This is a genomic window from Limnohabitans sp. YIMB22184 (genome assembly GCF_048020265.1).
Classification (GTDB): domain Bacteria; phylum Pseudomonadota; class Gammaproteobacteria; order Burkholderiales; family Burkholderiaceae_C; genus Limnohabitans_A.
This window is the reverse complement of the sequence record NZ_CP171843.1, coordinates 1,008,731-1,023,132: the sequence shown is the minus strand read 5'-3', so window position 1 is coordinate 1,023,132 and position 14,402 is coordinate 1,008,731. Positions and strand designations below refer to the sequence as shown.

Annotated in this window: 16 protein-coding genes; 13 read left to right on the top strand and 3 right to left on the bottom strand. The window is 60.4% G+C overall.

The window, feature by feature from the left end:
- The 3 genes from ACHEXL_RS04855 to ACHEXL_RS04845 are packed head-to-tail and all read left to right on the top strand — an operon-like array spanning position 1 to position 2,022.
- A complete protein-coding gene (locus ACHEXL_RS04855; protein ID WP_416560893.1) occupies positions 1-609 on the top strand; it encodes a hypothetical protein in 609 nt (202 codons plus the stop codon).
- 22 nt (positions 610-631) lie between these two features.
- Complete coding sequence (locus ACHEXL_RS04850; RefSeq protein ID WP_416560892.1) at positions 632-1,744, top strand: flagellar hook-length control protein FliK; 1,113 nt, start codon at positions 632-634, stop codon at positions 1,742-1,744.
- Positions 1,741-2,022 (top strand): EscU/YscU/HrcU family type III secretion system export apparatus switch protein, encoded by a 282-nt coding sequence (locus ACHEXL_RS04845; protein ID WP_416560891.1) that lies wholly within the window; start codon positions 1,741-1,743, stop codon positions 2,020-2,022. Before ACHEXL_RS04850 ends, ACHEXL_RS04845 begins: the two co-directional genes overlap by 4 nt.
- A gap of 30 nt (positions 2,023-2,052) precedes the next feature.
- Here ACHEXL_RS04845 and ACHEXL_RS04840 read toward each other — a convergent pair whose 3' ends face one another.
- The 3 genes from ACHEXL_RS04840 to flgA form a co-directional block, all read right to left on the bottom strand.
- On the bottom strand, positions 2,053-2,481 hold the full coding sequence (locus tag ACHEXL_RS04840; protein ID WP_416560890.1) for a flagellar protein FlgN: 429 nt from the start codon (positions 2,479-2,481) through the stop codon (positions 2,053-2,055).
- 7 nt (positions 2,482-2,488) lie between these two features.
- Positions 2,489-2,791, bottom strand: a complete 303-nt coding sequence (flgM, locus tag ACHEXL_RS04835; protein ID WP_416560889.1) for a flagellar biosynthesis anti-sigma factor FlgM — start codon at positions 2,789-2,791, stop codon at positions 2,489-2,491.
- A 139-nt stretch (positions 2,792-2,930) separates the two neighbouring features.
- A complete protein-coding gene (gene flgA / locus ACHEXL_RS04830) occupies positions 2,931-3,728 on the bottom strand; it encodes a flagellar basal body P-ring formation chaperone FlgA (RefSeq protein ID WP_416560888.1) in 798 nt (265 codons plus the stop codon).
- Between the two features lie 287 nt (positions 3,729-4,015).
- On the opposite strand from flgA, the gene flgB reads away from it, so the two are divergent.
- The 10 genes from flgB to flgK all read left to right on the top strand — a co-directional run bounded on the left by flgB (position 4,016) and on the right by flgK (position 14,397).
- Entirely contained in the window at positions 4,016-4,402 is a 387-nt protein-coding gene (flgB, locus tag ACHEXL_RS04825) for a flagellar basal body rod protein FlgB (protein ID WP_416560887.1), read from the top strand.
- Positions 4,403-4,404: 2 nt separating this feature from the next.
- Positions 4,405-4,830: a flagellar basal body rod protein FlgC gene (flgC, locus tag ACHEXL_RS04820; protein WP_416560886.1), complete on the top strand. Its 426-nt coding sequence runs from the start codon at positions 4,405-4,407 to the stop codon at positions 4,828-4,830.
- A 14-nt stretch (positions 4,831-4,844) separates the two neighbouring features.
- Positions 4,845-5,537, top strand: a complete 693-nt coding sequence (locus ACHEXL_RS04815) for a flagellar hook assembly protein FlgD (protein ID WP_416560885.1) — start codon at positions 4,845-4,847, stop codon at positions 5,535-5,537.
- A gap of 59 nt (positions 5,538-5,596) precedes the next feature.
- Positions 5,597-7,936 (top strand): flagellar hook-basal body complex protein, encoded by a 2,340-nt coding sequence (locus tag ACHEXL_RS04810; RefSeq protein WP_416560884.1) that lies wholly within the window; start codon positions 5,597-5,599, stop codon positions 7,934-7,936.
- Positions 7,937-7,962: 26 nt separating this feature from the next.
- The gene (locus tag ACHEXL_RS04805; protein ID WP_416560883.1) at positions 7,963-8,724 is read left to right on the top strand and encodes a flagellar basal body rod protein FlgF; all 762 of its coding nucleotides are present in this window, start codon (positions 7,963-7,965) and stop codon (positions 8,722-8,724) included.
- Positions 8,725-8,743: 19 nt separating this feature from the next.
- Positions 8,744-9,529, top strand: a complete 786-nt coding sequence (gene flgG, locus ACHEXL_RS04800; protein WP_416560882.1) for a flagellar basal-body rod protein FlgG — start codon at positions 8,744-8,746, stop codon at positions 9,527-9,529.
- A 91-nt stretch (positions 9,530-9,620) separates the two neighbouring features.
- The gene (locus ACHEXL_RS04795) at positions 9,621-10,277 is read left to right on the top strand and encodes a flagellar basal body L-ring protein FlgH (protein ID WP_416560881.1); all 657 of its coding nucleotides are present in this window, start codon (positions 9,621-9,623) and stop codon (positions 10,275-10,277) included.
- Between the two features lie 24 nt (positions 10,278-10,301).
- Complete coding sequence (locus ACHEXL_RS04790) at positions 10,302-11,426, top strand: flagellar basal body P-ring protein FlgI (RefSeq protein ID WP_416560880.1); 1,125 nt, start codon at positions 10,302-10,304, stop codon at positions 11,424-11,426.
- Between the two features lie 11 nt (positions 11,427-11,437).
- Entirely contained in the window at positions 11,438-11,917 is a 480-nt protein-coding gene (locus tag ACHEXL_RS04785) for a rod-binding protein (RefSeq protein WP_416560879.1), read from the top strand.
- Positions 11,914-14,397 carry a flagellar hook-associated protein FlgK gene (gene flgK / locus ACHEXL_RS04780; protein ID WP_416560878.1) on the top strand — a complete coding sequence of 828 codons (2,484 nt, stop codon included), beginning with the start codon at positions 11,914-11,916 and terminating at the stop codon, positions 14,395-14,397. Before ACHEXL_RS04785 ends, flgK begins: the two co-directional genes overlap by 4 nt.
- Positions 14,398-14,402 lie beyond the last annotated feature (5 nt).

The window sequence follows — 14,402 nt, the reverse complement described above, 5'->3', positions numbered from 1 at the left end:
ATGAGCGCCCATATGCACCCTCAAACCCTCCGCTACCCCAGCCTCGTGCGCCGCTGCGCTCCTGCAGCCAGCCACTCGGACCACAAACGGCCGCTGCAGCTGTGGTCACTGTGCGCCGTCAGCATCTTGCTGGCGACAACCGCCTTGAGCAGCCAAGCGGTTCAAGCCGCCGACACGACCGCTGCCGCCGCCTCGGCCCTGAAGGTGTTGGCGCTGCCCCTGCCTGACAGCCCCCCGCCCAGCGGGACATCGGGCGCACCTGCAGCGGCGCAGCAGGCGGTCGCCACGCCCCCTCCCCTGCCCACCAGCATCACCGTCAAGCAAGGCGAAAGCATTGACGCCGTGATCCGGCGCGGCCTGCCGGGTTTACCGCTGAGCAGCGAATTCATGCGCAAGGCTTTGGCCATGGCCAATCCGCGCATATTCCCCAAAGGGACCACCTACCCTGTGCGGGCGGGCACCGTGTTGCAGCTGCCATCGCACGAGGCGCTGCGCCAACTCATGTTGGCCCATTACCCGCACACGGCAGCCCTGTTCCAGGCCAAACCTGCCGTCGAAACAGACACCGCGCCCGGCCCCGACAAACGCCGCTGGGTGCGCTTTCCTTGAACCCCTTCACAGGCGCTTGGCCATGATCACGGGGGCGGAAACCGCCCACCTCATCCCCAAAACACCCACCATCTACCTGGAGGGCACGCTACCGCTGGTCGTCGAAAAAACGGCGGCGGAACTGGGTCTGCGTGACGGGCAAGTCGTTCAAGCCACGGTCGAGGCCAAACTTGGCGCTTTGCGCCTCATGCTGCAAGGACCGCAGCAGGGTCAATCGATTGATCTGCCCAAAGAGCTGCCAGCAGGTTTGCGCCTGGCCTCGGGCGACACCGCCTTGTTTCGGGTTCAGGTGTTGGCCAATGGCTCGATCGTGCTGCGCCCTCTGCAAGCGGGCCAGGCCCCGGCATTGGGTCTCGAAGGCAGCCCTGCGACGCCCCCCTTGATGCCTGGCAGGTCCGAGCAACTGGGTTTTCGACCACCGGACATGCAGGCCTTGGGTCAGCTGCTCAAACCCGGCATGCTCGACAGCCTGCTTCAAGGCCTCAACGCTGCGGCGCCTGAGTTGCAGGCGCTGCAGCGCTGGCTCAAATCACGGCCCGCCATGGCGCAACTGACGCCTGAAAAACTCCAGATGGCCATGCAACGCAGCGGCTTCATGACCGAACACCTGCTCACCCAGGGTTTGGGGGCAGGCCTGGTGGATCTCAAAAGTGTGCTGCGCCAGCTGCTGCGCAGCGGCACCGAGCAAGATGGCCTGATCGGAGACAGCCTGGACGACATCGAGGCGCGTCAATTGATGACCAATGAAAGTTTGAACGGCCGCGAGTGGGTGATGTCCATGATGCTGCCCTTTGCCGATGCCGAACCGGTTGCGCTTCGCCTGGTGCGCGGAAGGCGTCAACCCGGACAAGACAAACCGCCCATGGTCATCCACCTGCACACGCGCAATGAGGATTTGGGCGAAGTCTGGCTGCAAACCCGCATCAGCGACGAAACCGAGGTCGACATGGTGATGTGGGCCCTGCGCGAGGACGTGGTCCAGCGGGCCCAGACGCAAGCCGACAACCTGGTGCAAGAACTCGACAGTGCCGGCCTGAACATGACGCGGCTGCAGATCATCCATGGGCAAGGCCCCCAAACCCCGCAGCTTCATGCGCCCCCGGCCACAGGCAGTTTGTTGGACGTGCACACATGAAAGCCCCCTTGCAAGAAGCCATTGCGCTGGAGTACGGCGCCCGCAAAACACCTGTGGTCAGCGCCAGAGGGCAAGACGAGTTGGCTCAACAAATCATCGAGGAAGCCCGCAAACACGGCGTTTATGTGGCCCAAGACCCTCAACTGCTGGCCTTGCTCAGCCGAGTGGATCTGGACGCCGAAATACCGCCCGAGCTTTACACGGCGGTGGCGGTCATTTTGTCTTGGGTGTATTGGCTCAAGGGCATGCGCCCCGGCGATGAGAAAAAGCGCCCTTAAAACAGGGCCAGCGGTTCAAAAGCCCGACGCTCAGGCCAGTTGGTAGCCCAAAGCACCCGAGCGGCGGGCAATCTGGCCCAAACGGTCGTACAAATCGACATTGGGCGCTGAATCGCCCTGAAGGGCCTGCAAAGCACCCTTGACGGCCAGCAATTGGCGCTGCAAAAGTTGAATGTTGCGCAAATGGTCTTGCTTGCTTTGCTGCAAGCTGCCTTGCAACTGCTGCCAGACCTCTGGAGCCGGGTTTTGCTGAGCGGCCCACTCGGCCAATGCCGCCAAATCCTGGAGCAAGCTGCCTTTTTCGTCCTGAAGGGCTTCAAATGCTGACAAATCGCGAATTTTGAGGGCCTCGAACTCCAGGCCCAGCATCTCGGCCAAGCGGGCAGCGGCCGCAGGAGCGGCCACCAAAGCTCGCTCCGGAGAGAAGACGTGCGCAGGTGTCAGGGCGTTCTCGGTCATGGGCACATCAGCCTTTGATCATTTTCTCAATGGCCACAAAGTTTTCCGCAATCCGACGCGAGTCCATCGGGTACTGTCCCTGTTGAATGGCCGTTTTGATGGCCTCGACCTTGGATCGGTCAAATTCGGGCTCTTGCATGGCTTGGCGCGCCACCGAACTCAAACGCAACTCGTCCGTGGCTGGGGCTGCTGCGCGCCCAGACGACTCGGCAGCGAGCGCGGACATGCGCGGCTCACCCTTGCCTGCCGCAGGTCGGCTGGTCGTTTCTATTTGGGCCTTGCGGCCGAAATGAGAGATGGGATCGGTCATGATGGTTCTCTTTTCTGGTCTCTGAACATGGAGCTGAGACCTTGCTCAAATACTGAATCGGCTTGAGATTCTAAAACTTGAGAGAAATTAATTTTATTTTTCATCTGTCATGTCTCGCCAGCCCAAAGGCTTTGGCTCTTTACAAGCCTACCACCTGGTTGGGGCCTTGCACGCGGCCACTGAGCTCGCGACCAGAATCCCGGTTTTTGAGCTTGATCTGCTCGCCAAAGCGACCGTCTTGCATCGCCTCCACACGGGCAGAGATTTGAAAGCCCTGCGGCTGCCCCACCGACATCAAGACCATTTGGCCTCTTTTGACCAACACTGTGGGACGGATGTCGTGGCTGCGCAGGGGCACCCCTGGCCGCACATCCCGAACCACTTCGGCATGCATGACTTCCGAGGCTTGCTCCAAAACATTCACAGGCATGCTGGTTGAATCGACCTGAGCGCGCTGAACATGAGTTTCATTGAGCGTCATGCCACGCTGCAGGGGCACACTGGCCACAAGCACCCAGCGTTTGGCGGGCTCTGCCGTCTTGTCAGGCTTGCTTTGACTCTGCGGCTCGGACGCTTTGACGGCCACATTCACCTGCACAAATTGTTGCCACACAGGCTGAGTACAGCGCACCCGAATCGTTTGGGCATTGGAAAACGGCACATCCATGGCCAGGGGTCGCTCGCAGGCACGCACCTTCACACGGGCGTCCAGGGGAGCCAACACCACCTGGTCGGCGGACACATGGCCCGATTGAGCCACCCAATTTTTCACCGAGTTCTGAAGCACCTGCAAGGGCGATGAGCCTGGCGCCGCCTGGCTGCCAGGCCCTGCAGCGAACGAGCTGGCGCTGAACAGCCACACGGCCAAGCCCATCAGCAAGCCACGGGCCACCAATTGATCGAGCAGTCGGCAAAAGATCGGAAGCTTGTTTTTCATGGGTGTGGGAGTTTTGACAGCAGTGGCGTTTTCAAGTGACAAGCAAAAACAAGACCAGCTTTGATCCGCCTTGTCACGGCGGCAAAGCCTTGCCGCCTGCGACGAAAGTTGCCGCATGCACCCTGACCACCCACCCAGACAGCCCTGACCGACCCCGGGAAGGGTGACGAAAAGACTTGGCACAACTTTTGCAGCATTCGACACCAAACCGCTCAACTTGAGCGGCCAACGTCAAAAGACCGACGGATCGTGAAAACCGAATTTCAGCCCGTAGCCCAGGAGTCCAGATGAATTTGTTGAACCAAGCACTCGGCGTGCATGAGCAGGCCTTGCAAGTCAAAAGCCGCCGCCTTGAAGTGTTGGCGCAAAACATTGCCAACGCCGACACCCCTCATTACAAGGCTCGCGATATCGATTTCAAGGCCGTCTTGGGTGCCGCACAACAAGACACGGCCATGGCCGCCACCAGCGCCGGGCACTTTGCAGCAGGCGAAGAACTCAGCTCAGACGGCATGCGCTTTCGCACCCCATTCAACTCCTCGTTCGACGGCAACACGGTTGAGATGAGCGTCGAACAAGCCCAATACGGTAAGGCCGCTGCCGACTACCAGGCGACTTTGAACTTTTTGGAAAACCGGGTCAGCAGCGTGCGCAAAGCCCTGCGAGGAGACTGAACATGAGCATGGACAACATTTTTGGCATCGCTGGATCGGCGCTCAACGCGCAGCTGACCCGCATGAACTCGACCGCCTCCAACTTGGCCAACGCCGGCACGGTATCCACCTCCGAGCAAGACGCCTTTCGCGCCAAGCGCCCTGTCTTCAAGGCCCTGGTCAACGAACAAATGACCAATGCAGGCGCGCCCTATGTGGGTGGCGTGAAGATCGACCGCATGGCCGATGACTCGGCCCCTCCCCGCCGCGTGGCCGACCCGAAAAACCCACTGGCTGACAAAGATGGGTACGTCTACCAATCGAACGTCAGCGAAGTCACCGAAATGGTGGAAATGATGGCTGCAGCCCGCTCGTACCAAAACAACGTAGAAGTGATCAACACGGCGCGTCAACTGATGATGCGCACGCTGGACATCACCAAGGCCTGATCTGAAAGCACACTATGGCAAGCAATAACGTCACCTCCTCCAGCCTGCTGGGCAACGTCACACGCTACGAAGACGTGAAGGACAAGGCCAAATCCAAGTCCAGCGAAGAAATGGGCAAACAGGACTTCCTGGCCCTCTTCACTGCGCAGTTGCAAAACCAGAACCCGCTGGAGCCGGTCAAGAACGAGGCCTTCGTGGCCCAGTTGGCGCAGTTCTCGCAGCTGGAGGCGCTGACCAACATGCAAACGTCCTTGGATGGCTTTGTGACCTCCATGTCGAGTGAGCGCATGCTCAACAGCGCCTCGCTCATTGGCAAAAAAGTGGCCATGACCGACAGCCCATCCATGCTGACCTCTGGCGGCACCGTGGACGGCAGCATCGATTTGCCCATGGGTGCCAGTGGTATCCAGGTCAACGTGCACGACAGCCAAGGACGATTGGTGCAAGAGTTGATTGCCGGCCCCCAGTTGCCCGGCACCATGCCCATTTCCTGGAACGGCAAAGACGCCGCAGACAACCCGGTGCCTACCGGCATGTACCGCCTAAGTGCCTCCGCAGTGGTGAACGGCCAGACGACCACCGTCCCCGTCAACACCTTGTCCACCGTGCGCGCGATCGCCACCAACCCCTCGGACGGCAGCGTCAGCGTAGAAGTCGATGGCGGCAAAACCATGTTGCTCGCCGATGTCAAGCGCGTGGGCCTGTAAGACCACGCCCAGCCCGACCACACCACCTCACACCCCACGCATCACAGGAGCCTTCCAGCATGTCGTTCTACACCTCGCTCACCGGATTGAACTCGGCCACCGCCCAATTGGCCGTGACGTCCAACAACATCGCCAACGTGGGCACCTCGGGCTTCAAGCGCTCGCGGGCAGACTTTGGCGACATCTTCTCGACCTCGCCTTTGCAAAAATCCTCCAGCAACATCGGCCAGGGCGTGTCGCTCAAGCAGGTGAGTCAGGAATTCAGCCAGGGCAACATCTCCACATCGGGCAACTCGCTCGACCTGGCCATCACGGGTGACGGCTTCTTTCCCTTGAAGACACCCGACGGCCTGCAAGACATCTACACCCGCAACGGCTCGTTCACCCTGAACGACCAAAACAACGTGGTCAACTCCACGGGGCAGCGCCTGATGGCCGCATCGGTTGACTCGTCTGGCAAGGCCGATTTGACCAATCTGAACGCGCTGACCATCCCCCCCAAAACATCGGGTGAAGCGGTAGAAACCACCAAAATCCAGTTGGGTTTGAACCTGCCAGCCGACTCGGCCGTCATCACCGCCGACTTTGACCGCAGCAACCCCAGCACTTACAACAAAAGCACCGCACTGACCGTGTACGACAGCGGCGGTAACGGCTACCTGGCCACGGTCTACTACGCCAAAACCCAAAACGCCACACTCAACAGCCCGTTCTCCAAATGGCAGACCTACTTCTTTGTGGGCGACACCGAAGTCAAGCCTGCCTTGCAGCAAGCCACAGACAGCGTGGGCAGCAACTTGTTTGTGAACAAATACGGCGACGTGTTGCCCAAAAGCGACCCTCGCGTGATTCCCAGCTCAGGCACCACCGAGATGTACTCGCTGGACCAGTTGACCGACATTCGCCCCTCGTCTCCCGCCACCGCAGTGGGCAGCGCCTTGAGCAGCGCCAGCTTCACTGGCGGTGCTTTGGTGAACGCCACATCGGGCTCGATCAGCTTCAAAATCAAGGTCGACGGCGCGGCCGAAGCTCAAGAGATCACTTATGCGCTCAAAGATGGTGACTCAGACCCCAACGTGCTGGCCAACCACATGGAAATCGCCATCAACAACGTGTTGGGCTCAGTGCCAGACACCCCTGACAACCCCCTCACTGCGGACGTCAACGAGTTCAAGAAGAACGCGCGCTATGGCATCAAGGTCGAGTTTGACCCTGACAACGCCAAGTTTTCGATCTCCTCCGGCACCACCGGTGACACCTCCAGCATCTCGGTGTCCGATGCCAACGACAAAGCCATCTCGGTGATGGGCTTGGCCGACGCCCCCAACCTGACAGTGGCTGCATCCACCACCGAAGCTTTGCGCGGCAAAGCCAGTGAGCCCGCTGTGTTGCGCGGGGAAGTCATGACCATCAACACAACCAAGAGCGTGCAAGTCACCTCCGCTAACAAAGATTTCTTTGTCTCGGTCGATGGCATTGCAGCCAAAGTGGAACTGCCTTTCCCCACCACTTACACCAACATCGACGCATTTGCCAAAGCATTGCAAGACAAGATCAACAGCATCGTCGATGCCGACACTGGCCGCAAAGTTTCGGGTGTGACGGTGGCCTTCGACACCAAAACCAAACAACTCAATTTCACCACCGGCACCACAGGCAGCAACGCCGCCATCCAGGTGACCAGCGCCGCTGACTGGGGTTTGGCCAATACCGAGATGCAGTTTGGCTCCACCACCGATTGGAAAAAGCTCGCGCAATTCACCGAAAACGGCGCCTTGCAATTTGTCAAGAATGGCGAGCAAACCGAAGACGCCACAGGACTGTCGGGGAAAACCGAATGGTGGCCTGTGTACCTGGACCGTGGCGAGTTGAGTTTCGATCTGACCGGCAAACCGGTCTCTCCCTTGACAGGCATGCCCTTTGAAACAGCCTTCTTGCAAGGCGGCAAGGGTGCGTTGACGATGTCCATCGACTTCACCAAGTCCACCCAGTATTCCAGTGCCTTTGCGGTCTTGTCGCAATCGCAAGACGGTGCGCCTGAAGGCGAGCTGATGGGCCTGAACATCGGCCCCGATGGTTTGGTCAATGCCACCTACTCCAACGGCTCACAAGTGTCGCTGGGCAAGATCGTGCTGGCCAACTTCTCCAGCCCCTCCGGCTTGCGCCAAGTGGGTGATGCGAGTTACCTGGCCGCTGCCTCCTCGGGTGTAGCGAAGATCGGTGAGGCGGGCTCGGCCGGTTTCGGTTCGATCCGCGCAGGCGCCACCGAGCGCGCGAACGTGGACTTGACGCAAGAGCTGGTGGACCTGATCACCGCCCAACGGAACTTCCAAGCCAACGCCAAAGCCATCGAGACTAGCAGCACGATGACCAGCGCGATCATCAACATCCGCTCGTGATCGTTTAACCCTCTGAGACCCTCACCATGGACCGCCTTGTTTTCACCTCTAACGCCACCATCAAAGAGCAGGCCACGGCACGCCAGGTGCTGGTCAATGACTTGGCCAACGTGTCCACGGTGGGTTTCAAGAGCAGCTACGACGTGGCGCTGCAATCCGTCAAAGTCGAAGGCCCAGGATTTGACTCGCGCTACCAAGCGCAAGCCGTCGCCCGCGACCAGATCCGCCTGACACCTGGGGCCGTCATGGCCACAGGCCGCCCCATGGACATTGCCTTGGCAGACCAAGCCGTTTTGACCGTACAAGCCCCCAATGGCGACTTGGCTTTCACACGCCGCGGTGACCTGAAGGTCAACCCCCAAGGCCAATTGGAAAACGGCTCGGGCCATTTGGTGCTGGGCAACGGCGGCCCCATCGCTGTGCCTCCGGGCATGCAGATCAGCATCAACCCCGACGGCACCGTCTACGCCAAAGACCCAGCACAACCGCCCACTGCGCCATCGGTCCTGATTGACCAGCTGCGTCTGCGCGATGCCACCGACGTCAAGCTGGCACGCCGCCAGGACGGTCTGTTCAAAGTAGACGGTCAAGCCGATGGTGTCGACATTGCGGTCGGCCAGGGACAGCCCCGCCTGATTCCGCAAGCGCTGGAGGGCAGCAACGTCAGCGCCATCGAAGCCATGACCCGGTTGATTGATCACTCTCGCAGTTTCGAGACCCAAATTCGTGTCATCAAAGAAATGAAATCGCTCGACGAATCGGGCGCTTCCATGATGAAAACCGCCTAACCCCTGACAGGAGCTCCCCATGGACGCATCAATGTGGATTGCCAAAACCGGCCTGGACGCGCAACAAACGCGCATGTCGGTCATCTCCAACAACTTGGCCAACGTCAACACGACCGGTTTCAAACGCGACCGTGCCTCGTTCGAAGACATGCTCTACCAAAACCTGCGCCAACCCGGCGCCCAGGTTGGCGCGGACGCGCAAGCCCCAACGGGCCTGATGCTGGGCACCGGTGTGCGCATCGTCTCCACCGAGAAAACACACACCCAAGGCAGCCTGGTCACGACCAAAAACGCTTTGGACATCGCTGTGCAAGGCGAAGGTTTTTTCCAAATTGCCCAATCCGATGGCACCACGGCCTACACCCGTGACGGCAGCTTCAAGCTGTCGTCCACCGGCCAGCTGGTCACCGCCAATGGCGCAGCCTTGCAGCCGGCCATCACCATCCCACCCAACGTGGCCAGCATCACCGTCGGCCAAGACGGCACGGTTTCGGTGGAGGCTGCAGCTGGCGGCGGCAGCCAGGTGATCGGTCAAATTCAGACCGCCCGCTTTGCCAACCCTGCAGGCCTGCAGTCCATCGGTCAAAACCTGATGAAAGAAACCACGGCCAGCGGTGCGCCCCAAGTGGGTCAGCCCGGCTTGGCCGGCGCCGGGCAGTTGATGCAAGGCGCCCTGGAGGCCTCCAACGTCAACGTGGTGGAGGAAATGGTCAACATGATCGAAACCCAGCGCGCTTACGAAATCAACTCCAAAGCGATCTCGGCCGTGGACGGCATGCTGCGCTTCCTGAACAACAACATGTGAGCCCACCATGACCTGCACATCCCGTTTCTCTGCTGTTGTTGGACTCGCACTGGTTTTGGGCCTGACCGGCTGCGCAACCCACAACACCCCCATGTCCCACACGCCACAATTTGCGCCCGTCTTGCCTGTCGCCATCGAAAAACCCCGTATGGCGACCGGTGCCATCTACAACGGCCGCCAAAGCGACAACTGGTTTGGACGCGTGCGCGCCTACAACGTGGGCGATGTGATCACCGTCTTGCTCAACGAATCCACCCAAGCGGGTCGCACCCAAAGCGGCACGGTCAAGCGCGCCGCCAAGAACGACGTCATCCCATCTGCGCTGAGCGCACCCAATGGCCTGAACGCCCGGGTGCAAGGCCTGAGCCTGCCCACCAAAGTTTTGGGCACACGTCTGCAAGGCATCATGGGTGGCGTGGACTTGAGCCGGGCCAACATCGAAAGCGTGGGCGGCGGCGAGGCCGACCAGCAAGCCAGCCTGACAGGCGATGTGTCGGTCAGCGTGGTCGAGGTGCTGGCCAACGGCAACCTGATGGTGCGCGGCGAAAAACAACTGGCTTTGACCGAAGGTGCCGAGATCATCCAGGTCAGCGGCATCATCCGCCCCGAAGACATTTCGCCCAACAACACCGTGCAGTCGCGCCGCCTGGCCAATGCCCAAATTGCCTACCGCGGCACGGGCGACATGGCCAATGCCGCCAAGGCCGGTTGGGGCACCAACGCCCTGATGAAGTTCTGGCCTTTCTAACGCACCGCACAGCTGGACTCCTCCATGAAATCCGCCCTTTTCTCTCTCATCGTTTTACTCGGCATGTCCGGTGCCGCCTGGGCTGACCGCGTCAAAGACCTGGCCTCGGTGGCTGCAGGCCGCACCAACCAATTGATTGGCTACGGTCTGGTGGTGGGCTTGCAAGGCACGGGCGACGGCGCTGACGTGTCCTTCACAGCGCAGAGCATGAAATCCATGCTGGCCCGTTTGGGCGTGGGCATTGACGGCCCGCTGTCGGACTTTGAGCAAAACGCCACCAGCGGAAAAATCGACATCAAGAACGTGGCGGCCGTGATGGTCACGGCCGAGCTGCCCGGGTTTGCCAAACCAGGGCAGAAAATCGACATCAACGTGTCGGCCATCGGCAAGGCCAGCAGCCTGCGCGGCGGCAGCTTGCTGCTCACAAGCCTGCGCGGTGTCGACGGAGAGATCTACGGCCTGGCCCAAGGCGCTCTGACCGCCACCGGCGTGGAAACCAGCGCTGCCGGCTCCAAGGTCAGCATTGGCGTGCCCACCTCGGCCCGTATTCCCGGCGGAGCCACCGTAGAGCGCATTGTGGACACCCCCTTTGAAAGATCTGACCACGTGGTCATGAACGTGCGCGAGTCTGACTTCACCACCACCACCGCCATCGTCAACGCCATCAACAAGAACTTCGGCCAAGGTACCGCTCAGGCCTTGGACGGGATGTCCTTTGCCATCAAGGCCCCCAGCGACATGTCGCAGCGTGTGGCCTTCATGAGCATGGTAGAAAACCTTGACGTGGTCCCCGGTGAGCCACCGGCTCGCGTGGTGGTCAATTCGCGCACCGGCACGGTCGTGATCAGCCGCAATGTTCGCGTCACGGCCGCAGCCGTGGCACACGGCACGATCTCGGTCGCGATTGCCGCCACCAACGAAATCTCGCAGCCCAACGCATTGAGCCGAGGACAAACAGCGGCGGTTCAGAACGCCGACATCGCCGTGGCCGAGCCCAAGAACCCCATGTTCCTGTTCCAACCCGGTGTGGACTTGCGCCAGGTGGTGGATGCGGTCAATCAGGTAGGCGCCACCCCTTCTGCGCTGATCGCCATTCTCGAAGCCCTCAAAAGCTCGGGCAGCTTGCGGGCCGAGCTGATCGTGATCTAAGGAGCCATCCCATGAGCGACCTGTCCACCCAAAACGCCTCCAGCACTTACCTGGACTTCAACGCCCTCACGCGCTTGAAGGGTGAGGCAGCGCAAGACCCGTCCAAGGCCATCCGCAAAACCTCCGAGCAGTTTGAAGCCTACTTCATTCAGCAAATGATGAAAACCATGCGCGAGTCGATTGAGAAAAGTGACTTGGTCGAGGGCGGCAACATGGCGCAGTACCAGGACCTGATGGACAAAGAACTCTCTTTGGAAATGGTCAAACGCGGCGGACTGGGCGTTGCCAACATGATGGAGCGTCAACTGACGCGCGCTCAAGAATTGAGTACGCAAGACGCTTTGCATATGCACAAAACCGAAGCGCAGGCCATGCCGCTGAACCCGACACGCGACGCCATGCCGCTCAAGTCTGAAGCCATCAAGGCCTACCAACTCGAACGCTTCAACGGCTACAAACTCGACACCCCCACACCGGGAGTTAAGCCATGAGTGACTTGCTCAGCATCGGCAGCTCCGGTGTAACCGCCTACCAGCGGGCGTTGGCCACGGTGTCCAACAACATCGCCAACGTCAGCACCGACGGCTACACCCGTCAAGATGTGTCGCTGAATGCCAACCAACCGCGTCTGCTGGGCAACAGCTACATGGGCACAGGTGCCCGCTTTGATGCGGCGCAGCGCCAGTACGATGCTTTTGTCGAATCCAATTTGCGCAACAGCAACAGCGACCTGGAAAGCCAAAAACCCCTGCTCTCCTACGTCAACCGCCTGATCGATGTGATGGGCGACGAGAGCATTGGCCTGACCACCGCGATGAACCGATTTTTCGAATCCTCGCGCGACTTGGCCAGCGACCCCGCGTCGGTGGTCTCGCGCAGCAGCTTTTTGCGCGATGCAGAAGGCTTGGCGGCCCGTGTCCAGCAACTGGCCGGACAGTTCGAGTTGCTCGACAAAGAAACTCGCCAATCGGTGGACACCGATGTGGGCCAAATCAACTCTTTGACCCAACAACTGGGCTTGCTCAACAAGCAAATGGTCAAACACAGCAGCGCCGACAGCCAGCCATCTGAACTGCTGGACCAGCGCGACCGGTTGCTGCGCGAGTTGTCAGGCCTGATCGCGGTCAAGACCAAATTTGAGCCCAACGGTGCGGTGCTGGTGAGCGTGGGTGACACACTGGACCAAGGCATCTTGGTCGACAAGGCCAACACGCGGGCGATCACGGTGGCCCCATCGGTGATCGACGCCAACAAACTGTCCTTTGTCATCGATGCCTACGGCAAGCCCGAAACCATGTCGAGCATCACCAGCGGCAAAATTGGCGGCCTCATGAATTTCCGCGAGCAAGTGCTCACGCCAGCCTTCAATTCGCTGAACGATTTGGCCCAGGTCATGACGCGGGAAATCAATGCCGTTCACCGCGAAGGTGTGGATGCCGAGGGTCTGTTGGGTGGCGACTTGTTTGCTTTCAGCGCGGACAAACCCCAGCAAGCGGCCGGCATGCAACTCATTGTGAAAGACGCCAACCGCGTCGCGGCTGCGGGCCAATTCCGGGTGATCGACGACCCCCTGAACAGCGGCACCGCACAAGCGCGTGTGATCTACAAAGCCCCAGCATTTGAAGGCCCCTCAGCCTTGCTGGGCGAACTGGCACTTGCACAAGTGCCGCAAATTGGCACGGTCACCGTCAACACCAGCCCCAGCCAGCCCTTTGCCAGCCTGGGCCTCGTGCCCGTCGGCACACAAGACCTGTCCTTGTCGCTGAAAAATCCCAGCGCCACCCAGTCTTTCCAGGTGCTGACCCGCGATGGGCGCCACTTGCTGGGCAAAGCCCTCACTTCCAGTGAGCAGGCCTTGCTGCTCAAAACCGACAACGGCCTGGAGGCCGGGGCCACCTACAGCGACGCCGACCTCAACGCCACTGGCGCCGCCAGTTACCTGGAGATGGACATCTTCATGGGCGCCAAAGCCGACGTGGGCCTGACGCAACAATTCAACCCCGACACACGCGAGCTCTTGTCACCACTGAAAACCGCTGCCGTGCTGACAGGCAATACCTTTGAGCCCTCGGCACAAGGCATCGCAGCCGGCGCGCTCAGTCTCAACGGTCGCCCCTTGACGGCGCTGGCCGGGCCACTGACCTTGAGCGCAGTGGTCAACTGGCTCAACACCGAGACCGCCAACACCGGCATCACCGCCAGCCAATCGAACGGCCAACTGGTGCTGTCACGGCCCAGCACCAACACCACCGACGACATCCGTCTGGGCATAGGCGCCAGCGGCACCGCCGCCGACTTGGCACGCTTGGGCTTTGACATCCGCATCGCCATCAAGGGCGGCACCACCGACGATCTGCTGGTCTTTGTCACCGACCGCAGCGGCACGGCCAGCCAAGCCACTGTCAGTGCACAGTTCTCGGGCGTTGCAGGCGACATGAAGCAAACCTTGCGGGCCTCGGCACTGAAAGTCAGCTTCACCTCGGACACCGATTACAAAATCGTAGACAGCCGCACCGACACCGTGCTGGCCGAACGCCGCTTGCAGGTGGACCCCAACGACGCCACGCCCAGCCTGACTTACCGCGGATTGCGGCTCGAATTCTCCACCGCCCCCAAAACGGGCGATGTGTTCACCGTGGACGGCAACACCGACGGCATCGGCAACAACGAGGCCATGCTGCGCATGGTGGCGCTCGAGGAAGAGGCCATGATGCCCGGAGGGCTGACCATGACAGAGGCCTACATCGAGCGGGTCAACCAAGTGGGCAGCGTGGCACGGCAGTCTGCCATCGCCGAGCAGGCCCTGAGCGTGGTGTACCAACAAGCACAAGAAGCACGCGACGGCATTTCCGGCGTCAACCTGGACGAAGAAGCTTCGGCCCTGGTGCGCTTCCAACAGGCCTATCAGGCCAACGCCAAAGTCATGCAAGTGGCCATGGCGCTGTTTGATTCCATCTTGCAAGTGCGTTGATCGGA